The 20,520-nt window shown below is 70.7% G+C and carries 17 protein-coding genes; 4 read left to right on the top strand and 13 right to left on the bottom strand.

All coding sequences use genetic code 11. The features are described 5' to 3' along the window. Positions 1–8: 8 nt before the first annotated feature. Both ACY0PA_RS36810 and ACY0PA_RS36805 read right to left on the bottom strand, forming a co-directional pair. Entirely contained in the window at positions 9–1,343 is a 1,335-nt protein-coding gene (locus ACY0PA_RS36810; RefSeq protein WP_473081727.1) for a PP2C family protein-serine/threonine phosphatase, read from the bottom strand. Between the two features lie 786 nt (positions 1,344–2,129). Then, a complete protein-coding gene (locus tag ACY0PA_RS36805) occupies positions 2,130–2,660 on the bottom strand; it encodes a TerD family protein (RefSeq protein WP_473081726.1) in 531 nt (176 codons plus the stop codon). A 350-nt stretch (positions 2,661–3,010) separates the two neighbouring features. Here ACY0PA_RS36805 and ACY0PA_RS36800 point away from each other — a divergent pair, with 350 nt between their 5' ends. After that, the gene (locus tag ACY0PA_RS36800; RefSeq protein WP_473081725.1) at positions 3,011–4,114 is read left to right on the top strand and encodes an RNA polymerase sigma factor; all 1,104 of its coding nucleotides are present in this window, start codon (positions 3,011–3,013) and stop codon (positions 4,112–4,114) included. Positions 4,115–4,158: 44 nt separating this feature from the next. Here ACY0PA_RS36800 and ACY0PA_RS36795 read toward each other — a convergent pair whose 3' ends face one another. The 8 genes from ACY0PA_RS36795 to ACY0PA_RS36760 all read right to left on the bottom strand — a co-directional run bounded on the left by ACY0PA_RS36795 (position 4,159) and on the right by ACY0PA_RS36760 (position 12,523). Continuing rightward, positions 4,159–5,271, bottom strand: coding sequence for a lytic transglycosylase domain-containing protein (locus tag ACY0PA_RS36795; RefSeq protein WP_473081724.1), 1,113 nt, complete (start codon positions 5,269–5,271; stop codon positions 4,159–4,161). A 110-nt stretch (positions 5,272–5,381) separates the two neighbouring features. Next, positions 5,382–6,776 carry an ABC transporter substrate-binding protein gene (locus ACY0PA_RS36790; protein ID WP_473081723.1) on the bottom strand — a complete coding sequence of 465 codons (1,395 nt, stop codon included), beginning with the start codon at positions 6,774–6,776 and terminating at the stop codon, positions 5,382–5,384. Positions 6,777–6,840: 64 nt separating this feature from the next. Then, positions 6,841–7,536 (bottom strand): ABC transporter ATP-binding protein, encoded by a 696-nt coding sequence (locus ACY0PA_RS36785; RefSeq protein ID WP_473081722.1) that lies wholly within the window; start codon positions 7,534–7,536, stop codon positions 6,841–6,843. After that, positions 7,536–8,423, bottom strand: coding sequence for an ABC transporter ATP-binding protein (locus ACY0PA_RS36780; RefSeq protein ID WP_473081721.1), 888 nt, complete (start codon positions 8,421–8,423; stop codon positions 7,536–7,538). Before ACY0PA_RS36780 ends, ACY0PA_RS36785 begins: the two co-directional genes overlap by 1 nt. Further along, the gene (locus tag ACY0PA_RS36775; protein ID WP_473081720.1) at positions 8,420–10,393 is read right to left on the bottom strand and encodes a branched-chain amino acid ABC transporter permease; all 1,974 of its coding nucleotides are present in this window, start codon (positions 10,391–10,393) and stop codon (positions 8,420–8,422) included. Before ACY0PA_RS36775 ends, ACY0PA_RS36780 begins: the two co-directional genes overlap by 4 nt. Beyond that, positions 10,390–10,845 (bottom strand): hypothetical protein, encoded by a 456-nt coding sequence (locus ACY0PA_RS36770; protein ID WP_473081719.1) that lies wholly within the window; start codon positions 10,843–10,845, stop codon positions 10,390–10,392. The genes ACY0PA_RS36775 and ACY0PA_RS36770 overlap by 4 nt, the downstream gene beginning before the upstream one ends. After that, entirely contained in the window at positions 10,842–11,276 is a 435-nt protein-coding gene (locus ACY0PA_RS36765) for a hypothetical protein (protein ID WP_473081718.1), read from the bottom strand. Before ACY0PA_RS36765 ends, ACY0PA_RS36770 begins: the two co-directional genes overlap by 4 nt. After that, positions 11,264–12,523, bottom strand: coding sequence for a hypothetical protein (locus tag ACY0PA_RS36760; RefSeq protein WP_473081717.1), 1,260 nt, complete (start codon positions 12,521–12,523; stop codon positions 11,264–11,266). Before ACY0PA_RS36760 ends, ACY0PA_RS36765 begins: the two co-directional genes overlap by 13 nt. A 393-nt stretch (positions 12,524–12,916) precedes the next feature. On the opposite strand from ACY0PA_RS36760, the gene ACY0PA_RS36755 reads away from it, so the two are divergent. Further along, the gene (locus ACY0PA_RS36755) at positions 12,917–13,717 is read left to right on the top strand and encodes an IclR family transcriptional regulator (protein ID WP_473081716.1); all 801 of its coding nucleotides are present in this window, start codon (positions 12,917–12,919) and stop codon (positions 13,715–13,717) included. Between the two features lie 212 nt (positions 13,718–13,929). Here the strand turns inward: ACY0PA_RS36755 and ACY0PA_RS36750 are convergent, their stop codons facing one another. Continuing rightward, the gene (locus ACY0PA_RS36750) at positions 13,930–15,321 is read right to left on the bottom strand and encodes a carboxypeptidase regulatory-like domain-containing protein (RefSeq protein WP_473081715.1); all 1,392 of its coding nucleotides are present in this window, start codon (positions 15,319–15,321) and stop codon (positions 13,930–13,932) included. 77 nt (positions 15,322–15,398) lie between these two features. On the opposite strand from ACY0PA_RS36750, the gene ACY0PA_RS36745 reads away from it, so the two are divergent. Beyond that, the gene (locus tag ACY0PA_RS36745) at positions 15,399–15,956 is read left to right on the top strand and encodes a TetR/AcrR family transcriptional regulator (RefSeq protein ID WP_473081714.1); all 558 of its coding nucleotides are present in this window, start codon (positions 15,399–15,401) and stop codon (positions 15,954–15,956) included. 362 nt (positions 15,957–16,318) lie between these two features. Here the strand turns inward: ACY0PA_RS36745 and ACY0PA_RS36740 are convergent, their stop codons facing one another. After that, positions 16,319–17,263 carry a TauD/TfdA dioxygenase family protein gene (locus tag ACY0PA_RS36740; protein WP_473081713.1) on the bottom strand — a complete coding sequence of 315 codons (945 nt, stop codon included), beginning with the start codon at positions 17,261–17,263 and terminating at the stop codon, positions 16,319–16,321. A gap of 686 nt (positions 17,264–17,949) precedes the next feature. Here ACY0PA_RS36740 and ACY0PA_RS36735 point away from each other — a divergent pair. Further along, a complete protein-coding gene (locus ACY0PA_RS36735) occupies positions 17,950–19,158 on the top strand; it encodes an oxygenase MpaB family protein (protein ID WP_473081712.1) in 1,209 nt (402 codons plus the stop codon). A gap of 128 nt (positions 19,159–19,286) precedes the next feature. Here ACY0PA_RS36735 and ACY0PA_RS36730 read toward each other — a convergent pair whose 3' ends face one another. Further along, positions 19,287–20,450 carry a TetR/AcrR family transcriptional regulator gene (locus ACY0PA_RS36730; protein ID WP_473081711.1) on the bottom strand — a complete coding sequence of 388 codons (1,164 nt, stop codon included), beginning with the start codon at positions 20,448–20,450 and terminating at the stop codon, positions 19,287–19,289. Positions 20,451–20,520: the final 70 nt, after the last annotated feature.

Raw genomic sequence — 20,520 nt, 5'->3', positions numbered from 1 at the left:
ACGCGAGGTCAGGCGGGCGGCGTGCGCAGGGCGAGGACGGCCATGTCGTCGTGTCCGTCGCTGGGGTGGTGATCGGCCAGTGCCAGAACGAAATCCGGCAGCGGCAGGGCCGCGTACGCGGTGGCGAGATCGGCGAGCTCGTCGAGGCTCTCGTCGATGGACCGGGCAGGGTGTTCGATCAGCCCGTCCGTGAAGAAGACGACCGTGGAGTCAGGGGGCAGGTGCCGGGAGTGGTCGGGGCGGGGTTGTTCAGGGTCGACCCCGAGCGGCAGCCCCGGCTCGGCGAACAGGGATTCCGCCCGGCGCCCAGGGACGATCAGCAGGGGCGGGACGTGGCCCGCGGTACTCCAGTGGAGGCGCCAGCCCGGTCCGGCCGGTTCGATGCGCGCCAGCGTCGTGGTGGTGATGGGGTTGCTAGTCATGGCCTGCAGGGTGCGGTCGAGCTGGGCGAGGACGACACCGGGCGCACCGCCATGTTCGAACAACAGAGCGCGCAGCATGTTGCGGGTGGAGGCCATGGAGGCCGCGGCCCGCAGATCATGGCCGACCACATCACCGATGACGACCGCCACGACCTTGCCGGGCAGCAGAATGGCGTCGTACCAGTCTCCGCCGAGCTGACTCGGCTCGGCAGCGGGCCTGTATGTGGCGGCCGCGGCGAAAGGCTGCAGGTCAGGAAGTGTCGGCAGCAGAAGCCGCTGGAACTGCTCGGCTCCGACCCGTACCCGCTCGAACAGGCGGACGTTCTCGATCGCGATCCCGGCGGCGCTGGCCAGGGCGACGACGACGTTCTCGTCGTGAGCGTCGAAAGGCTGTCCGTCGCGCCGCTCGGAGAGGTAGAGGTCGCCGTAGATCTCGCCGCGGACACTGATCGCGACGCCGAGCAGGCTACGCATACAGGGGTGGCCTGGCGGGAACCCGGTGGACGACGGATGAGACAGGATGCTCTCCACGCGCAGCGGCTCCGGATGACGAATCAGGTGCCCGAGGACCCCCTGGCCGCGGGGATATCCGGTGTGGGCCAGGTCAGCGCGTTCCTGCTCGGACAGGCCGACGGCGATGAACCGCTCCAAATGGTCTCCGGACTCGTCGAGTACGCCCAGTGCCCCGTAGCGGGCGCCCACCAGATCCATGGCGGTGGTGACGATACGGTTCAGCACCGCGGGCAGCTCCACCTCCCGGCTGATGGACACCACGGCATTCAGCAGGCCCTGAACTCGGTCCATGGCGTCCAGCAGAGACTGCAATTGCTCGTCGATCCGGACCAGCTCGGCACGCAGACGTTCGTGCAGGTCGGCGGTGTGCGGCCGCCTCGGGTGGATGCCGTGCTCGATTCCCGCCATCACAATCACCCAGGAACCGCACGGCCGATCTCGGTCGCCTTCCGTCTGCGGCAACCTCTCCGCACCGTTGTCGGGTCCGCCCACACGATTGAGGAGTGCATTTTCGGCCTCCTGGCAGGACCCTCGGTGATCAAGGTCATGGCCTCATGGCGTCGCACGACAGAAAGAGCGATGAGGCCATTATTTCAAATGTGCGAGGACGGCGTCGGCGGCGCGTGCCGTCCGGCTGACAGCTTCGGCCAAGCACGTCTACAGAGTGTCAGCGGTCAGCCGGAAGCGTGGCGGCGGAGAGCGACTGGCACACGAAAGGCTCACGGGCCTCGTCCAGGCGCTCATCCGATCGGGAGGGCAAAGCAGTGCTTGCCGGACGGCCGGAGAGCACCGGCACACCCGCGGCACCACCATCTCCGGCGCCGACGACTCCGCCCCGGCTTGCTGCCCGACTGCCCCCATCGCCCCTCCCTGCACTCACCCCGTCCTGCGGCAACCCCTGGTCAGTCCCAGGCCGGGCCGCACACGACGCGATACGGCGACCGTCCGGCGCGCGCCTCGGCGATCACCCTGCCCGCCCAGCCCGGGTTGACCATGACCGTCTACAGCGCCGAACCGGGCACACGCGATAACGACGCGCTGCGCCTGCTGTCCGCCTGGGCCGCCACCGAGGACGCCCGCCCTTCCCCCAGCCCGCAAAGCCGCGAGGCGTACCTACTACCGACGGCTGCCAGGCAGAGGCCACTCCCCCGGGCCGCTGGTACGGCCAAGTACGGCCAAGCCGACCGGCACGCGTTACGAGCCGTCGCCGCCCATCTCTGCCATGAAGCGCACCGGGTCGCTGTCGAACCCGCGGATCACCTCGTGCAGTGCCCAGGCCCCGGAGTCATCCGGGGTGAACTCCGCGACGGTCGCGGCCGTCGCCCCCGCCACCTGCGCGAAGTCGTCGGCCAGGAGCTCCCTGTACCCCTCGACGACTTGCACGCCGGCGTTTGATATCTCACCGAACGTTCGCGTACCGCCGCTCTGGTGGATGGCCACCCCCACCACCACCCGCCCGGAGGTGGACGGCATCCGGTCGAACTCCAGGACCATCACCTCGACGAAGCCGAAGCCCTGGCCATTCTCGCTATGGCGGCTCATGTTGATGGTGCCGTCGGGAGAACGACTCTCAGTGTGGACGACGTACACCGGTCGCCCCTGAGGGGCGTCCGCAGAGTAGACCGCGCCGATGATATCCAGATGGCGAGGCGACTCCCCCAGCGGGCTCGGATCCCAGCGAAGCCGTATCTCGACCTTCCCAAGCCCTCTGCCGGCGCTGGCCACTTCGACTCCCCCACGTCACGACGTCGCCACGGGAAAACCCCGTGTCGCCACGGGAAAACCCCGCATGCTCAAGTATGGCCGCCGACAAGCCTATTGATGCTTCCTTAGCGCAGGATCGCCGCCCGACGAGGGCATCGGCCGCCGGTCACAGCGCAGGGCCGGGGACGCCCCGCGTCGGCGATCACCACCACGTCGCTACCCAGGAAGACCGACGCCGAACGTGGCTCAGCAGGGGCCGTCGCTCCCCGGAAAGGCTTCGTATTCGGTCTCCCGATTGCATCGGCTGGGCGCTATGGTCTGCGCCCCGGGTGGGAGTCGCCGGTCCGCGATGGTGAAGTGCGAGGGATCCGATGGCCACGGCGCCGTGGAGTACGAGGCGAGGGGCGCCACGCGGCGGTCACGAGTGGTGGCCGCTCATCTGGAGTCACCGTGACCAGCTCCTGGAGGTGGCGCGGCGCGGATCCATGAGTGCGGAGGACGCAGAAGACGCCGTGCACGAGGCGATGCTGCGTGCCGTGCAGCGGCCCGAGCTGGACGGCGAGCGGCTCGGCGACTGGCTCAGGTCGGTCACCGTGCGGCTCTGTGCCGACCGGCATCAGCAGGTCCGCCGGGAGGTGGAGGCGGGCCGTCGTGCCATGGCCGCGACTGCGGGCGCGGCCCCGCTCGATGAGGTGGTCTGCGACCGGGAGGAGGCGAGGTGGCTGGCGCGCAGGAGCGGGGGGCTGCCGGCCCGGCAGGCCGAGGCACTGCGGTTGAGGGCCGAGGATCTCGACGTGGGTCAGGTGGCCCGGCGGATGGGGCTGAGCTATCGCACGGTGGAGTCACTCCTCGCCCGAGCGCGGCGCACCCTGCGCCACGCGCTGGCGGGCACTCTGGCCGTCTGGTCGTGTGTGTATCCGGTGCGGCGCCTCGGCGCGGCCGGTCAGGCGGCGGTCGTCTCCACCGCGGCGGCCGTGGCCGTTCTCGGTCTCGCCTTGCCGGCTCCGTCTTCCCGGCTGCCCGCGCCGCCACGTCCCGCTCCGTCCGCCGCTCGGCAGACGCACCCCGTACAGGTCTCGTCCATGCCCGACAGGGTCGTCAAGGCGGTGCCTTCTGTAACCGATTCCGCCGCCGGTCCCGACCGCGGCGCGCGCCCGGGCCACGGCAACCGTGCTCCGACGGCGGGACACACCGCCCTGGGCTCCGGGCTGTTGGGGCTGCCGGTGGAGTCGGTGATGCCCCGAGTGAGCGTTCCGTCCGGGCTGCGCCTTCCCTCGCTGCCCTCGCATCCCTCATATCCCTCCTATCCCTCGCTTCCTGAGCAGCCTTCCGCCACGGAGCTCGGCCTCCCCGCCGTTCCCACGGCATCCGAAGTGCCGAAGACACTGCCCTCCGCCCTGCCTTCCGATGCAGTGCCTTCCGATGCGGAGCCTTCTGACGCAGTGCCTTCCGATGCAGTGCCGCCGCCGGGCTGAGCGAGAGGGAGGCCGGCGGGTCGGCGCCGTGTGAGACCCGCGTCCTACGACGGCTTGGGTGACGGGAACAAAGGGGAGGGGCTGTACCCGGGTGACGGCAGCCGCAGGGAGGGCAGCGGGTTCGGTTTCGGATCGTCGGACGGGGGCCGCTCGGTCGGAAGCCCGGGCAGCTTCGGCTTCGACTCGTGCCCTTCTTTCCCGTCGTCGTCCGAGGGGCTGCTCTGCCCCGAGGGGGTGGCGGGCTGCTGCGCATCGTGGTCGTGGCCGTCCTTTGCCGGCTGGTGCGACGGCTCGCTCGCTCCGGGGTGTCCCGAGGTCGCGACGGCCTGGTGTGCATAGACCCGCATCCAGCTGAGCACCAACTCCAGGTAGGAATCGGAATGGTTGTAGGCGAGCACGGCCTTGCGGATGCCGGCGCCCTTCGACAGGTCGCCGCCCGCCGTGCACAGATACCGCCCGGCGGCCAGCCAGGCGTCGTCGATCTGGTGCGGGTCGCGTGTGCCGTCGCCGTTGCCGTCGCTGCCCCAGCGCCGCCAGGTGGACGGGATGAACTGGGCGGGGCCGACGGCGCGGTCCCAGACGCGGTCGCCGTCCCAGACACCGTGGTCGGTGTCGTGGATGGCTGCCACGCCCGGGCTGCCGTCAAGTCGCGGCCCGAGTATGGGACTTCGTGTACGGCCCTGCGCGTCCAGGGCGCCACCGCGGGCATGCCCGGACTCCACCCGGCCGATCGCCGCGAGCATCGGCACCGCGATCCCGCACCCCGGCGCCTCGGACGCCAGCTCCTTTGCCGCGCTCCGGTATGCCGCGAGGACCCGGCCCGGAATCCCGTACGCCGCCGGCAGCACCGGCAGCGCCTTGGCAGTGCCGCCCTTGCTCTTGCCCTTGTCCTTGAACGGGAACGGGCGCGTCCCCGGGATCACCGCCGGCGCATCGGGATACAGGGGCGGGCTTCCGCCGCTGGCCTGGGGCGGCGCAGCGGACGGGCTTTCGGCCGCCACCGGCGACAGGTCGGCCAGCTGCAAGAGAGTGACGGTCGCCATGCCGCCGGCCGCGGCGACGGCGACCGCCCCGCTGAGGATCTGGTGCCAGAGCAGTGTTCTGCGCTTCCCGCCTCGGCCGCGGGCGCGGCTTGTGTCCCGGCCGTCACGTCCCATACGCCGTTCCATACGCCGTTCCATACGCCGTTCCGTATGCCGTTCCGTACGCCGACTCGTACGGCTGTCCGTCGGGCGATCCGTGGCGCGCTCCCCGTCCATGGGCCGGCTCACCAGCAGAACGCCTTTCCTCCGGACATCGCCGTCCATTTGCCGCCCGAACCGCGCATCCCGAAGGCGCACTTGGTGTCGGTCGTCCCCTTGCCCGCGACGTAGGTCAGCGGGACGGTCAGCCCGTCGAAACGCTGCCCGCGGAAGGTGGTGAGCTCCTTGACCAGACCGGCCCTGCTGATCTCGCCCGCGCCGCGCGCCGCCTTCTCGAACACCTTCGCGGAGGCCCAGCCCTGCGCGGCCGCCGGACCGGGCGACTTCCCACCGCCGTACTTCTTCCAGGCGGAGTTGAACTGGCCGAACCCGGCCGCTGTCGAGCCCGTGAAGGGGAACGTGGGTGTCACGGCCAGTACGTTCTTGAGGCCGGGCTTGGAGGCGGTGGCGCCGTCCACTGTGGCGCCCGGCTGCAGGAATTGCGGGGTGAAGTTCTGCCGGCTGCAGGACGAGGCGACCCTGTTCACGGTGTTGGGGTCACCGGTGACGAGCATCAGCTCGACGCCCGCGTTACGTGCCTGGATGCACTCGGCGGTGAAGTCCGGCTGGGTCACCGAGATCTTCGCGTTGTACACGGGATCGAGGCCGTAGCGCTCGGCTGCCTTGCCGCTTCCGAAGAACCGGTCCTGCACATGCGTGCACGCGTCCGAGTCGGTACAGAAGAGAGCGCCGAGCTTCTTGCCCTTGCCGTATTTGGCGCCGACCTGGGCGAGGCCGTCGAGTGCGGAGTTGGTGCCGGGGCACTCGCTGAACAGCATCGGGCTCGCGGTCCATGCGGTGGTCGAGCAGTCGCCTCCCACGACGGGGACCTTCATCTTCTCGACGTAGCTCTTCCAGGCGTTCATGGTCTGCGTGGTGGTGAACGAGGCGACGATCGCGACCACCTTGCGCTGCTCGACCAGCTCCTGCATCTGGCTGCGTCCCTTGGACGCGTCGGCGCCGTCGTCCATGACGATCACCTGGACCTTGCGCCCGTTGATCCCGCCCTGGGCGTTGACGGTCGCCGCCCAGGCCTGCAGGGCGCGCGGGCCCTGCGCGAACGCGACGCCGCCGGGACCGGAGGTCGTACCGACGCTGCCGATGACGATGGGCCCGCCGCCGCTCTTGGCCGTCTTGCCTCCGCTGCCCGAGGCGGAGCCGCCACTGCCGCTGCCAGCGCCGCTGGTGCCCGCCCCGCTCCCGGACGCCGCGTCGTCCGACGCACCGTCGCCCGAGGTGGCATCGGCCGATCCGTCTGCGCCGACGGTGGTGTCCGCGCCGGCGGCCCCGGTGGCGACCTGGCCCCCGCCGCCGACGGAACGTACGACGGTGTCGTGGTCGACCCGGCTGCCGCAGGCGGCGAGCGCCAGGCTCAGCGCCGCCACGGCCGCCGCTGTGGCGCGCGTACGGGTTGGGATCATGGTCTCCTCCACGGAGCGGGGACGAAGTCGTGGGGTGCTGGGGTGGGTGGCGGGGCCGAGACGTTCAGGTGTGGGCGCCGAGGTACTGCGCGATCAGCCGGTCGCTGTCCAACTCGCCCGGTTCTCCGGCGAATTCGATGCGTCCGCGGTTCATCAGGTAGACGTAGTCGGCCAGTTCGAGGGCGCGTGCGACGTACTGCTCAACCAGGAGCAGGGCGCGGCCGTCGTCGGCCAGCCTGCCGAGAAACTCGAAGATCTCGTCGACGACCACGGGGGCCAGGCCCATCGACACCTCGTCGAGCAGCACGTAGTCGGCGTCGGTGACATAGGCGTGGGCGAGCGCCAGCATCTGCTGCTGGCCTCCGCTCAGCGATCCGGCGAGCTGGCCGAGCTTGTGGCCCAGGACAGGGAAGGCAGAGACGGCACGCTCGACGGCCTCGCCGAGGTCGCCGCCCGCCGCCTGGATGAGGATGTTCTCCTTCACGGTCAGGGTCGGGAACACCCCGCGCCCTTCGGGGACATGGCAGACGCCGTTGCGGGCCAGGGTGTGCGGGCGCTTGCCCGTGAGGTCCTTGCCGTCCACGCTCAGGCGTCCGGCGGTCGGTGCAAGAAGGCCGGAGGCCACCCTCAACAGGGTGGTCTTTCCGGCGCCGTTGGTGCCGAGTAGCGCCACCACGGACTCCGGAGGGAGCCACAGACTGACGTCGCGAAGGACGCGTGTGCCGCCGTATCCGGCGCTGATGTTGTCGAGTTCCAGCACTACGCGGCCTCCGATCCCAGGTAGGCGGCGCGCACGGCGGGGCTGGCGCGCACCTCGGCCGGGGTGCCCTCGAAGATCATCTGGCCGAAGTCGAGTACGTACAGGTAGTCGCAGACCGACATGACGAGGCCCATGTCGTGCTCGACGAGCAGGACGCCGCAGCCGCGTTCGGCCACGACCTCGGTGACGATGGCGCCGAACTTCTCGGTCTCGGCGGTGTCGAGGCCGGACGACGGCTCGTCGAGCAGCAGCATCGAGAAGTCGCCGGCCAGGACCCGGCCGAGGTCGACGAGGCGGCGCTGCCCGGTGGAGAGGGAGCCCGCGATCTCGTGGCGCAGGGCGCGCAGGCCGCACAGTTCGAGGACCTCTTCGGTGGCGGCACGCACGGCCTTCGTCTCGGCGGGGGTGGACAGGAGCTGCTTGAGGGGGTGGCTGCGGGCCAGTCCCGCCTCGCGCCCGAGGGCGATGTTCTGCTCGACCGTGAGGGAGTCGAAGAGGTCCATCCGCTGGAAGGTCCGCCCGAGGCCGAGCTGGGCGCGGGCGGCGGGCGGGCGGGCGGTGATGTCCTTCCCGAAGAGGTGGATCTCCCCTTGGGTGGGGCGCAGCAGCCCTGAGCAGGCGTTGAAGGTGGTGGTCTTGCCCGCGCCGTTGGGGCCGATCAGTCCGGTGACACGGCCGAGCGGTGCGTCGAAGGCGGCCGAGTCCACGGCGGTGTTGCCGCCGAAACGGATGGTCAGGTCCTTGATCTGCAAGCCCGTCGGCTGCGCGTCGGCCGTGCTCTCGGCCCCGGTGGCCTGCCCGGCAGCCGCTCTCTCGGCCTTGGTGGCCGGCGTGGTGGCCGCGTTCTCGGTCTCCGTCGGCTTCATGAAGGCATGGCCCTCGTTCATCGCGTGACCTCCTTCGTCAGTCCCGCGCCGACCCGGATCCTTGTGGTCCCGGCCTGAGCGCGACGCGCCTTCCTGACAGCCGCCAGACGCTGGGCCGCGGGGCCCGGTGCGTCGAGGCGCTCGTCGGACCGCGAACCCGCCGGCTCCTCGGGCGGCTGCCCGGTGCCGCGGCGGCGGGCCGCGCCCGCCTCGTACAGCGCGACCAGGAGCGCCCCGACGCCGAAGAGCACGGGCAAAGCCTGAGCGAAGGTGTCGTCGGTGAGGTACGCCGGGACCACCGCGACCAGCACCGCTGCGAGGGGCGGGCCTGCCGAGCGCAGACCGGAGCAGAGGACCAGGACGGTCAGCCAGGTCAGTGAGGTGTACGAGAGGAAGGGCGCGCCCGTCGCCGACTGGCCCTGGGCCGCGTACAGCGCTCCCGCGACTCCTGCGACGAACGCCGAGATGGCGAAGACGGTGACCCGGGTGACGTTCACCCCGAGGCCGAGGGTGGAGAGCGTCGTCGGCGAGTCGGCCATGGCGCGCAGCAGCCGCCCGAGCCGGCTGCGGCCGACGAGTGCGATGAGGACGGATCCGGCGACCGCGAAGGCGAGCAGGACGTAATAGAAGGCTTCGTCGCTCTCGAAGAGGCCGGGGCGTGGCGCGGGCAGCGTGTTGGTGGCGCCGAACATCCAGGACGTGCCGTAGATCGCCCGCTCAAGGAGCAGCCCCAACCCGAAGGTGGCCAGGGCGAGATACAGGCCGGAGAGCCGGATCGCGGGGATCGCCACCAGCATGCCGACCGGCACGGCGACCGCCCCGGCGAGCAGCACGGCGAGCAGCCACGGGAGTCCGGCGCCGACCGCGAGATGCGAGAACGTCGATGCGCCCACGGCGACCAGGGCGGCGTGCGCGAGCGAGACCTGTCCCGAGGTGCGGACAAGGAGCTGCAGCGAGGCGAAGATCGGCACGAACACCAACGCAGCCGAATACACGGGAAGTTTGGACGCGGCCACGATCGGTATGCCCGCCGCGAGCACCACCGCGGCGACCGCCGTGATCCGCGCGGTGGCACGGCTGACCAGTGGCCGGGACGCCGGCGCCGGGCGGTGTCCGCCGATCTCGGCGAGTCTGCCGCGGCCGACCAGGAGGAGCGCCACGAACAGCACCACGAACGGCATCGCGGGCGGCAGCCCCGCGAACGTCTCGGAGTGGGACACCCACTTGGTGGCGAGGGCGGCGAGGACCCCGATGAGCAGTCCGCCGGCGTAGGTCAGCGGGAGGCTGGAGAAGAGTCCGACGGCCGCGGCCCCGTACGCCTGCACCACCAGAAGGGTCAAGAGGAGTACGTCCAGGCCGAGTTGAGGGGCGAGCAGCACCCCGGAGGCGGCGGCGAACCAGCAGCCGATGAGCCAGGCCCGGCTGCGCACGGCGAACGCACTGGTGCCGGAGAGCTCGAGGAGATCCGGGTCGTCGACGACGGCGCGCATCCGCACGCCCATCGAGGAGAGCCGGAAGAAGGCGAAGAATCCGAGTGCGCAGACCGCCGCCACGATGGCCGAGGTCAACTGGTCGATACCGACGTTGACTCCGATCACGGTGACGGTGTCGGTGGGCAGGAAGCCGGGGAAGTCGAGGGCAGCGCCGCCGTAGCCCGCGAGCAGCGCGCTCATGATGATCAGCTGCAGCCCGATGGTGGCCACCATCTTCGTGGCCGCGGTGCCTGCGGCCAGCGAGCGGGTGACGCGTTCCATGAGCAGCGCGATGAGCGGCGGTACGAGGATCACGGCGACGGCGAGCGCGAGGGGCCAGGGCAGTCCGCGCAGGGTGCGCAGGTCGTAGTAGACGAACGCGGACACGGCGGCGATGGCACCGTGCGCGAAGTTGAAGATGCCCGACGTCTTGTAGGTGAGCACCAGGCCCATGGCGGCGAGGCCGTAGACGGATCCGGTGGTGATGCCGACGACGAGGAACGGCAGCAGATCGTTCACGCTGCACACACCCCGCAGAGGTCTCCCCCGCCGGCTCCGACGGGTGCCACGTGCTTGCCCGCCACCAGCGGGCAGTCGGGGTGGTGCGCGCGGTCCATGCCCTCGGCCCGCACCAGCGGCAGGGCGAGCGTGGTGTCCGTCGGCCCGCTGCGGTGGGTGCGCGTCGCGGGGAACGCGTCCTCGTCGTCCACGGGAGCGAGGGCGATCAGCGAGATACGGCGCTCGCCGAGCGTGCGGCGGGCCCGCAGCAGCCACAGGCAGAGGCCGCCGGCACAGACCGCGAACCCGGCGACCCCGAGGTTCAGCCAGGCCGCCTGCCGTGCCGTCGACACGGTGCCCCCTGCGCCGAACCAGGCGGTCACGATCAAGGCGAGTCCGACCAGGGTGGTGCCGCAGACGGTCACCACGTCCCGGTCGCGCCAGGGCACGGTGCGACCGTCCACGCCGCTCATCGAACGTCCCCTTCGCCGAGGGGAGTCGGAGCGGACCGCTCGGGCTCGGCCGGGGAGGCCGCCGAGCCCGGGGAGACCGAAGCGGTCCGCTCGCGTGCGGGTGATGCCACGACGGCACCGTTGTCGTGCCGGTCCCCGGCTAGGGCGGGAGCGGCCCCGCCGACGCCGCCGGCGGCGCGCAGCGCCTGCTCGATGCGGTCGAGTTTGCGCCACTCGTCGCGCAGGTCCGCCGAGAGCCACAACGCGGTCGAGATGCCGAGCAGGAACAGGCTGCCGAGCCCGGCGCTGACGACGTACGGCAACTGCTCGGCGGGATACGGCGTACCGCTCACTCCGCGCCAGCCGACGACGAGGGTCGCGGCGCCCGCCAGTGCGGTGACCGCAGCGGTCAGCCGGTCCCACTGACTGCGTATCCGGGTCACGATGTCCATCGAGTCTTCACTCCCAACAGGCGCAGCAGGGTGCCGGCGGCAAACGTGGCCACGGCGCCGAACGCGAGCACGATGTAGAGGCCGGTGACGCCCATGTCGGCCGGACTGGTGGCCAGTTGGACCGGCCTGGTGCCCTTTGGCGTGGACGAGCTGTCGTCGGACGGCGTTTTCGGGGCGGCCGGGCTGTCGTCGGCCGGTGCCTGGGAGCCCGCGGCGTCCCCGCCGCCGCCCGCCCCGGACGGCGCCTGCGGCACGGGGGCGGGCGGCGCGCCTCCGCTGCCGGGCGGCGCCTCGATACGACCGGCGTCGGCGGAGGCGCGGCCGAACACGTACGTCACGGTGTAGACCGCCCCGGACTGGGTGTCCTGTTGCCGTGCCTGCACTTCGAGACCGGCCGACACGACGCCCTGCTCGGTGCGCTTCTCGTCCAGGTAGTGGATCTTGATTCCCGCGGCCGCAAGGGCCTTGGCCGGATCGGCGGCGTCGGGCAGCGGTGCGGACTGCCCCACGACCTTGAGTCCGTCCGGGGTGATCTCCACACCCTGGCCGGCGATCTCGGTGCGGCCGATGCTGAGTTCGGAGTCCCGTACGACCTTGCCGTCCCGGTCGACCGTGGCGGTCGCGGAGCTGAGCACCCGGCCGAGTTCGAGGACGCGGTTGACGGCCCACGGCTTGGTGTCCGAGGTGGCCGTGGCCTTGCCCGTAAGGGCGTCCGGGTCCACCGACGTGCGGGCCATCGCCGTGGTGGACGCCGCCGCCGCGTCCTGGCCGAGGACCGTACTGGCCTCCGCCTCGGTGGACGTCTTGGTGCTGTGCGAGCGCATGACATGCGGACCCTTGCCGCTGGTGGCGCTCTCGTCGGAGGGGTAGGTGGAGGCTGCGTACGCCGGATAGCCGGGGAACTTCTGCCCGGTCTGGCTGCCGATCAGCGCGGGCGCGGAGATGACCGTCTCGCCGGGGTAGGGGCTGCCGGCCCACCCCGATGACTCGCCGACCGCGTAGTTCACACAGGCCCGGGCCACCGGAACACCCACCCCGGTGGGCGCCTGCAGCAGCGTGTCGTTGCTCGCACTCACGGTCACCTGCACGCCCTGCGCCGTCGCGGCCACCGGGCAGTCGCCGCCCTCGGAGTCTTCCGGCCCGGCCGCATGGGCCGCCGCCGGCAGGAACACCAGGAGCGCGACCGTGCCCGTCCCGCAGAGCGCGCGGGCTCGCAGGGGGAGGGAGAGGGATCCTCGCACGGACATCGATGCCCTTCGCCTAGATTTGACGGACCGTCACATTTGGCTGACCCGCCGCACTCTCTGCGCACGTACCGAGACTCGGAAGGGGTCGCATGGCCGCATCCCGGTGAACGGACCTGCCACTCCCGCTCAGTGGGACTCACCGACGGACACCGCGGGCTCCCCGCACCAGCCGCGACGCACCCGAAGGGTGAGGATTCTGTAGGCGCACGGCAGGGGCCTCGCAAGGGACACCCATTAAGGCCAGCGGACCGTCACACTGTCGGCGTCCAGGTCGGTTCGATCGCGGACGCCTGCGCAGTACACGGCCCGGACCCATCACGACACGGCCCCCGGCTCGCACTCTCGCGCTGGCTCTCGCTCTCGCTCTCGCTCTCGCTCTCGGTGGAGGCGGACATGACGGCACCGGCAAAGGTCGGCGGACACGCGAGCGACGTCCCCGCCCCGAGCTCCATGATCGAACGTATGACGCTCATCCTCGACGCGTTCGACCCCCACACGCCCAGCCTCTCCCTGCTCGACCTCGCCGAACGCACCGGCCTGCCACGCTCCACCCTGCATCGCATCCTCGACCAGATGATCCGGCTGCGCTGGCTCACCCACTCCACGGGCGGCTACCGGCTCGGCATGCGCCCGCTGGAGCTCGGCGGGCGCGCCGCGGGACACAACGAGATCAGGGACGTCGTCACGCCTCTGCTGCACGAGATGTGCCGGCACACCGGCCTGGCAGGGCATCTCGCCGTTCTCGACGGACGCGAGGTGGTCTTCCTGGAGAAGGCGGGCGGCCGGTCCGCCGCCCAGCTGCCCACCCGGCTCGGCGCACGACTGCCCGCACACACAACGGCTGTGGGCAAGGCGATCCTCGCCACGCTCGACCCGGGCCTGGTCGACTCGGCCTATCGCGGACAACTGCCCATGAGCACCCCACGCACCCTGCGCACCGCCACTGACCTGCACCACGAACTGTCCAGGATTCGCAGGCGGGACGGCCTGGCCATCGACAACGAAGAGACGCTGACGGGCTTCCGCTGCGTCGCGGCCCCTTTGCGCAGTGGCGGCCCGGCAACGGCCGCGCTGTCGCTCTGCGGCGACTACCAGGCGGTGGATTTCAAGGAGTTGGCCCCCCTGGTGCACGACCTCGCGGGCGAGGCGCGCCGTGCGCTGTTCCCGCGTCAGTGTCACCATCGGACGGGCTAGCGCGGGGCGGCAGAAACGCAGGCACCTGAATCGGTCCGCCCGGCCCTTCGGAGTTGTCAGTGACCTGGACCGGGCCGGGCGCAACAAGGTCAGGTGAGTCACCATCCCCTCTTCTGAGTCACCATCCCCTCTTCGCCGGCTGCCGGCGGTGCGCGCCTTCGCGTCCCACCACCCTTCCAGGTGGGCATGGACGGGGCTCCGAGTCTTCGCAGTCAGCGGGAGGCGGTGAGTCTGCCGGATTCCGCGTCGACCGCACGTTCCCCGCGTCCCCGCAGCGTGAAGTCCGCGTCCACCGTCGCGCCCGCCCGCAACAACGTGCGGAGGGCCAGAGGGTGCCGCCCGGGCGCCGACGCCACGATGCCGAGGTGCCCTTCGGGCAGACCCGCGACGGCGTAGCGTCCCTGCACGTCCGTGACAGTGCTGACCAATTGCCGCCCCCGACCGTCCAGAACGACCACCACCGCGCCGCGCACCGGTTCTTGGTCGACGTCGCGGACCATGCCGGCCAGCGCGGGCACCGGTTCGCCGAAGTGGTGCCGGTGGACCGGGAGTGCGGTGGGTACGGGCGTCTCGAGAGCGGGGTCGTCCGCGGGCGGCTCGGCGACCTCTTCCTCGAGCGCAGCACGCTTGTGGCGCCCATGGTCCAGTGCGAGGAGCGCTACGCCCCCGGCGATCCAGCCGCACAGCACAAGGACCGGCTTGAGTACGCCCGCGCCACCGAAGTACAGGATGCCGCGCAGCGCGTCGATGGCGTTCGCCAAGGGCATGACGGCGTGCACGTCCTGATAGAACTCCGGCAGCAGTGGGGCGGGCACCGCGCCTCCGCTCGTGGGGATGGACATGACGATGAAGAGCGTCATGCCGACCGCGGGCAGGAACCGGCCGGTGAAGGGCGCGAGTCCGGAGGCAGTCGCGGCCACCGCCGTGGTGAGCAGGAAGGCGACGGCCATCACGGACGGTTCGGGGTTCAGGTAGCCCAGGCCGGTCCCCGCCGCGTAGCCCACGGTGCTGAACACCGCGGCGACGAGCGCCAGGGCCAGCAGCTTGCGGCGACGGTTGAGGGTGACCGCGCGCAGCAACGTCGTGGCGAGGATGTAGGCCGGGATGTTCCATGCGATGCCGAAGTAGAGCACGGTCGAGCCCATCGGGTCCTTGGCCGTGGTCGGAACGACGTCGCGGACCGTGAGCGTGTCTGCCGTGCCGGCGACCTTGCTGAAGGACGTGATCAACGTCTGTTCCAGCGACGCTCCGTTGGCCTTCGCGACGTAGAGCACCGGGTGCCCCCCGTCGACGGCGTAGCCCGCGAAGGCGTCCCGGTCCAGGACGGCCTGCCGCGCCCGCTCTCGACCCGCCACGGGGGTGACGTCGAATCCGCCGGCGGTCTGCGCGCGCAGCTTCGCGTCGACCCGGTCCGCCTCGGCGCCTGTGGCCACGGCCACCTTCACGTGATGCGGCCCGGGCGCGTGCAGGGCGGGCGCGAAGAAGAAGATCATCCCCAGAAAGAGGACCGCGGGAAACCAAGCCGCCTCGGCCAGGGCCTTCGCCACCGCCCCGCGCGGTCGTGTGCCGTTCTCCACCGTGTCGTGCTCCGTTCCCGCATCCATAGATGTACCGATCGGCACACAAATAACGATTGGACAATACATGTACCGTGCGGTACGTTCAAAATGTGTCCCGTCCGATGAACACCGAGAAGCGTGCCGAACTCCTTGGTCAAGTGGTGGAGTACGTGCAGCGCCACGGCCTCGCGAACCTGTCGCTGAGCCCGCTCGCCGAGGAGATCGGCACGACGAAGCGCATGCTGCTCTACTACTTCGGCAGCCGGGGAAATCTGCTGGCCCGGGCCCTGGCGGCAAGCCGACCCGATGCCCACGCGATGTTCGACACCGTCGAGGACGCTGCGGACCTGCGCCGGTCGGCCCGGGCACTGTGGAAGGCGATCACGGTGGGCGAGCAGGCCGGGCCCATCCGGATACTGCTCCAGCTTCTGAGTCTGGCAGCGACCGACCCGGACGAGTACGGAGACCTGGCCCGCGAGACCGTCGAGGTCATGATCGGCCCGATCGCGGACGCCGTCGGCCGCCTCGGCCACCCGAGAGAGGTGGCCCGCGAACGGGCGACTCTCCTCGTCTCCGGCCTACGAGGCCTGTGCCAGGACCGCCTGGTGACGGATGACGCGGCCCGCACCGACGCGGCAGCCTTCCACCTCATCGAGACGGTGGTCGAGCCGAGGCACTGAACCGGCGCACCATCGTGGCGCGGACCGCGAACATCCGAACGGAAAACAGCGGTAGGCGCCAGGTGACAGGCCCCGGCAGGAGCCCCCGCACCGCCTCGGGCGCCACTGTCTGGGCCCGCTGGCCGGCTTCGTGATCCGCTGGACGTACTGGACGATCCAGGTGATCTCGATCGGCGGCAAGGTCATCGCCGCCGGCATCTACATCCGTTTCTGATGGCCCGAACTGCCGCTGTGGGCACGGTGGTGGCGTTCTCGCAGTCGTCCAAGCAGGCCTGAGCCGCGCAAGGCGGGCAGCTTACGGCGCCGGAGACGGGCCCACGGTCATCCGGTGCACACCCCTGGTCACGCTGCCGCGCGCCGGCTCAGGCGAACGGACGGTCCCCGGCGATCGCCACGCGTTCGGCGACCCGGGGGTGCGGCGCGTAGTCGTTGACGGCGTAGTGCTGGGTCGCGCGGTTGTCCCAGAAGGCGACGTCGCCCGCCTGCCAGCGGAATCGCACCTGGAACTCCGGGACGTGGGCCTGCTGGAAGAGCAGCCGGAGCAGGCGGTCGCTCTCCGGGCGCTCCAGGCCGATGATCCGGGTGGTGAAGGAGGTGTTGACGAACAGCATCCGGCGTCCGGTCTCCGGGTGGCGACGCACCACGGGATGCTGGACGGGCGGGAACTGCTCCTGGAACGGGGCCAGTTGCTCCGGCGAGTAGAAGCGTGCAAAGCCCGGCAGGAAGTCGTGGACGGCACTCGCGCCGTCGATCCGCTCGCGCACCTCGACCGGCAGGTTGTCGTACGCGGCCGCCATGTCCGCCCACATCGTGTCGCCGCCCACGGGGGGCACCTCCCGCAGCTGCAACACGGCGCCCAGGGCCGGGCGTTCACGGAAGGTGACGTCCGTGTGCCAGACGTTCTCGTACGTGGGAACGGCACCGGCCGACTTGTCGAAGCGCACCACGTCGTCGCCGTCACCTGGAGCGAGCAGCGGATTGGTCTCCACCTCTCCCCAGTTACGGGCGAATTGGCGCTGCGCGTCGGAGGTCAGGTGCTGGCCGCGGAAGAAGAGCACCTTCCATTCGAGGAGCGCGCGGTTCAGTTCCTCCCGCACCGCGACGGACACGGGCCGCGAGAGGTCGAGGCCGCGGATCTCCGCTCCGATAACGCGGCCCTGCGGAACGAGTTCGAACCGCTCGTACGGCCTCTCGCGCACACCGTCCGGCAGGCGATTCAGGATGCGAGTGCCCTCGTGCAGGCCGTCGGCGGGGATGCGGTGGTCGCGCAGGGCAGATGTGGGGGCGACGTCGTGGGTGAGCGACATGGCGAACTCCTTCGAAGCTCAGGAAGGGGCCGGCGGCGGACGGCGCGACGCGACGTTTCCGGGAACCGGTACGGGAAGGCTCAGGCCCGAATACGGAGGCCTGCGGCGGATTCAGCGACAGGAAGACGCCGGGGGCGAACCCACCCGGCCGCGGCGGCGCAGAAAGCCGTATCCGCGGGGCGCGCACTCACCGCGGGGGCCGCTGTGCTGCGGCTCATCCTCACGGAAGTTCAAGTGCGTCTGCATGTCGGCCACCTTAACGCAGAGACCTGCGAGCCGACACCACGCGTCCATACGGCGGAGACCCGCGCAACAGAAAAGGGCCACAAGGGGAGAACTCGCTCCCCGCCTTGCGGAGGAGTTCAGCGTGCGGGCGCCCGCACGCTGGACGCATGGCCACCACCGCGCCCGCAGTGATCCGCCTCACCGTGAGAGGACGGCGGCCGACGCGTCCGTGTCGTGGCCGGGCCCTGCGTCCGGCCCGCCCGTGCGGATCCGGCGGCCGTGGGCCTGAGCCGACGGACGGCTCCTCGGTCACGTCGATGCCCTTGTCGACGGCAGCGCACCTCGCTATGTTAATCAGAAATCACATCCTGGAACAAGCGTTGAAACGTGCTGGCAACGCCAACTCCGAGCACCATAAGGCGAGATGAGCCGCACGTCCTACCAGGAAGGCGAGCACGTCCATGCACAATCTCAGCCGCAGAAGAGTCCTGTCCCTCGGTGCCGCGCTGGGCCTCGTGGGCGCGACGAGCACCACCAACGCGTGGGCGTGGTCACCGACGGGCTCGGTCGCCGGAACCGGCACGGGCACCGACCCGGAATACGTGTGGGACGACGAGGTGGACCAGCTGGTGGCCTCACTCTTCGACAACGGCCAGGTTCCGGCGGTCAACACCGCGATGGCATCGTGGGTGAACAACAACGACCCGCTGCCCAGCGGCTTGCCGGCCGACCTCACCGCATACCTGCAGAGGGTCAACAGGCTGCCCTCCTGGGCGGATTCCGGCAAGCTGGCCCGCGCCGCCGACTTCAACCGGCGCAAGGACACCTACCTCTTCATGCTCTACGGGCTCGGCAGCGGAATCATGAGCACCGTGATCCCACGAGAGGCCAGGAGCGTCTACTGGTCCGCCGGCGGCGCCAACATGAAGGACCGCGCGGCCAAGACGTTCACGTTCGGCTACGACCTGGCCCAGCTGAAGGGCTTCGAGCCGACGGGCCAGTTCGTGGTCACCGCCAACAAGACACGTGTGGTGCACGCCGCGGTGCGCCACCTGCTGCCGCAGTCACCCCATTGGACGGCGGTCACGGACGAGCGCATCCCGATCAGCAACGCCGACATCCTGGTCACCTTCCACAGCCTGGGCACCTTCGTGCGCAGGAAGCTGCTCGAGTGGAAGGTCCCGTTCTCGGCCGAGGACCAGGATGCCTTCCTGCACAGCTGGCAGGTCGCCCTGCATCTGCTCGGTGTGCGGGACGAGTACATCCCCAAGTCGTGGGCCGACGCGGAAGCGCAGTCGGGCCAGGTGCTCACACCGATCCTCTCCCCGACGACCGAGGGCATCGAACTGGCCGAGGATCTCCTCGGGTTGACCGCCCAGGTCGACCTGGGCGTCACGCGCGGATTCCTCAACGAGTTCGTACGCTACGTCCTCAGCAACGAGATCGGCGACTGGCTGGGGCTGAAGCGCGACTACGCCTCGGCGGCACTGATCCGCACCGGGTGGCCGGCCTTCATCCTGTTCCGTGAGGGGCTGTCACCCGTCGCGCCCGGCGCCTTCTACGTGTTCGACCAGTTCGTGCGCGCCTTGGCCATGGCGTTCCTGAACAACGGCTCCTCGGGGACGACCACCCCCATCGTGATCCCGACGGGGAACAGGCCGGCCTCCTGAGTACCCCGGACCGACCACGCGCAGGCCTGTCCCACGGCACACCTGTCCGCAGGACGGGCGTCTGCCGCTCTCCCTCAGACTCAGGCTCTGCTCAGGACCCAGGCTCTGCTCAGAAGCCCAGGCCTTGCTCAGAGCCCCAGGGCGCCCACGACCAGGCTCGTCACGGCGGCCCGGTGGTCAGGGCTGTCCTGCCATCGCAGTCTCCGCCCGGCCTCGACCACCACGCCGAACCCGGCGTGCACCAGCACCCGGGCCTGACGCGGGTCCAGCTCCGGACGCGCCAGTCGCAACTGCTGCTCCCAGACGGCGATGTGCTCACGCTGCGCGAGGACCAAGGGGCGCTGCAGGTCGGCCGGCAGGCCTACGAACTCGGCTTCGGCAACGCTCGTGAGTGCGGTGTGCTCGAAGCTGTAGGCCACGTACGTCGCCGCCAGCGCCACGACGGCGTCATGCGGATCGGCCACCTCCTGCAGACTCCGGTCCACCGCCTGAGCCAGCAGCCCCGCCGCCTGCAGGCATGCCGCGGCCAGGATGTCGACCTTGCCCGGGTAGTGCCGGTAGAGCGCGGACGGGGCCAGCCCCACCGCCTCGGCGATCTGGCCGTTCGTGACGTTGGCGAACCCGTCCCGGGCGAACAGCGGGACGGCGGCCGCGAGGATCTCCGCACGCCGTGAGCGGGGCACCGGCAGGGCCGGCAGCTCGACGGAGCGCTTGCTCCTCATGGCCGGTACGGGGTCGGTCGCGATCACGCGCAGGGCGCACGCCAACAGCAGTTCCTCGAGCCGACGTTGAGCAATGGAGGTCCTATGCATGGTGATGGACCCGATCGCGCCGAGAGCCGCCACAACCCGCAGCTGCTCGTCGGACAGCGGACCCTCGCGCCGCACCGCCTCGGTGACCCGCCCGACGACGCGCCCGAACTTCGCCCTGAGAAGCCTGCGATCGTCACGGTCGAGGTACCTGGCCTCCCATCGGTACACGCCGCCCGACGCGCGATGCGCGACGGTGACCCGGATGAGGGCGGTGAGTACTTCTGCCGGGGCCGCCTCGGGCGGCAACTCGTCGAGCGCGCCGACGAGTCGGTCCACCATGACGTGCGCGCACTCGGCGAACAGGGCGTACTTGTTCGGGAAGTGCCGGTACACGGCCGTGGCGGTGATGCCCACACCGGCGGCGATCTCCTCCATGGACGCCGCGTGGTAGCCGCGCTCGCTGAAGAGCCGGCCGGCCGCCTCGACGATGAGCTGCCTGCGGTTGCGGGGGCGAGTGGCCGCGGTCGGCTCGGCGGTCATGAACGCACACACGCATTCGGAGACGAGGCCATACCGCCCAGTCAACCACACGTCGAGCAGGCCCCCGGGC

It is taken from the genome of Streptomyces sp. DS1-CR2, from assembly GCF_055760475.1.
This window is presented reverse-complemented; position numbering and strand designations above follow the sequence as displayed.

Bases quoted from the DNA above. Each gene is read 5' to 3' on its own strand.
- ACY0PA_RS36810 (WP_473081727.1), bottom strand. From the start codon at position 1,343: ATGGCGGGAATCGAGCACGGCATCCACCCGAGGCGGCCGCACACCGCC.
- ACY0PA_RS36800 (WP_473081725.1), top strand. From the start codon at position 3,011: ATGGCCACGGCGCCGTGGAGTACGAGGCGAGGGGCGCCACGCGGCGGT.
- ACY0PA_RS36795 (WP_473081724.1), bottom strand. From the start codon at position 5,271: ATGGGACGTGACGGCCGGGACACAAGCCGCGCCCGCGGCCGAGGCGGG.
- ACY0PA_RS36790 (WP_473081723.1), bottom strand. From the start codon at position 6,776: ATGATCCCAACCCGTACGCGCGCCACAGCGGCGGCCGTGGCGGCGCTG.
- ACY0PA_RS36780 (WP_473081721.1), bottom strand. From the start codon at position 8,423: ATGAACGAGGGCCATGCCTTCATGAAGCCGACGGAGACCGAGAACGCG.
- ACY0PA_RS36770 (WP_473081719.1), bottom strand. From the start codon at position 10,845: ATGAGCGGCGTGGACGGTCGCACCGTGCCCTGGCGCGACCGGGACGTG.
- ACY0PA_RS36765 (WP_473081718.1), bottom strand. From the start codon at position 11,276: ATGGACATCGTGACCCGGATACGCAGTCAGTGGGACCGGCTGACCGCT.
- ACY0PA_RS36760 (WP_473081717.1), bottom strand. From the start codon at position 12,523: ATGTCCGTGCGAGGATCCCTCTCCCTCCCCCTGCGAGCCCGCGCGCTC.
- ACY0PA_RS36755 (WP_473081716.1), top strand. From the start codon at position 12,917: ATGACGGCACCGGCAAAGGTCGGCGGACACGCGAGCGACGTCCCCGCC.
- ACY0PA_RS36750 (WP_473081715.1), bottom strand. From the start codon at position 15,321: ATGGATGCGGGAACGGAGCACGACACGGTGGAGAACGGCACACGACCG.
- ACY0PA_RS36745 (WP_473081714.1), top strand. From the start codon at position 15,399: ATGAACACCGAGAAGCGTGCCGAACTCCTTGGTCAAGTGGTGGAGTAC.
- ACY0PA_RS36740 (WP_473081713.1), bottom strand. From the start codon at position 17,263: ATGTCGCTCACCCACGACGTCGCCCCCACATCTGCCCTGCGCGACCAC.
- ACY0PA_RS36735 (WP_473081712.1), top strand. From the start codon at position 17,950: ATGCACAATCTCAGCCGCAGAAGAGTCCTGTCCCTCGGTGCCGCGCTG.
- ACY0PA_RS36730 (WP_473081711.1), bottom strand. From the start codon at position 20,450: ATGACCGCCGAGCCGACCGCGGCCACTCGCCCCCGCAACCGCAGGCAG.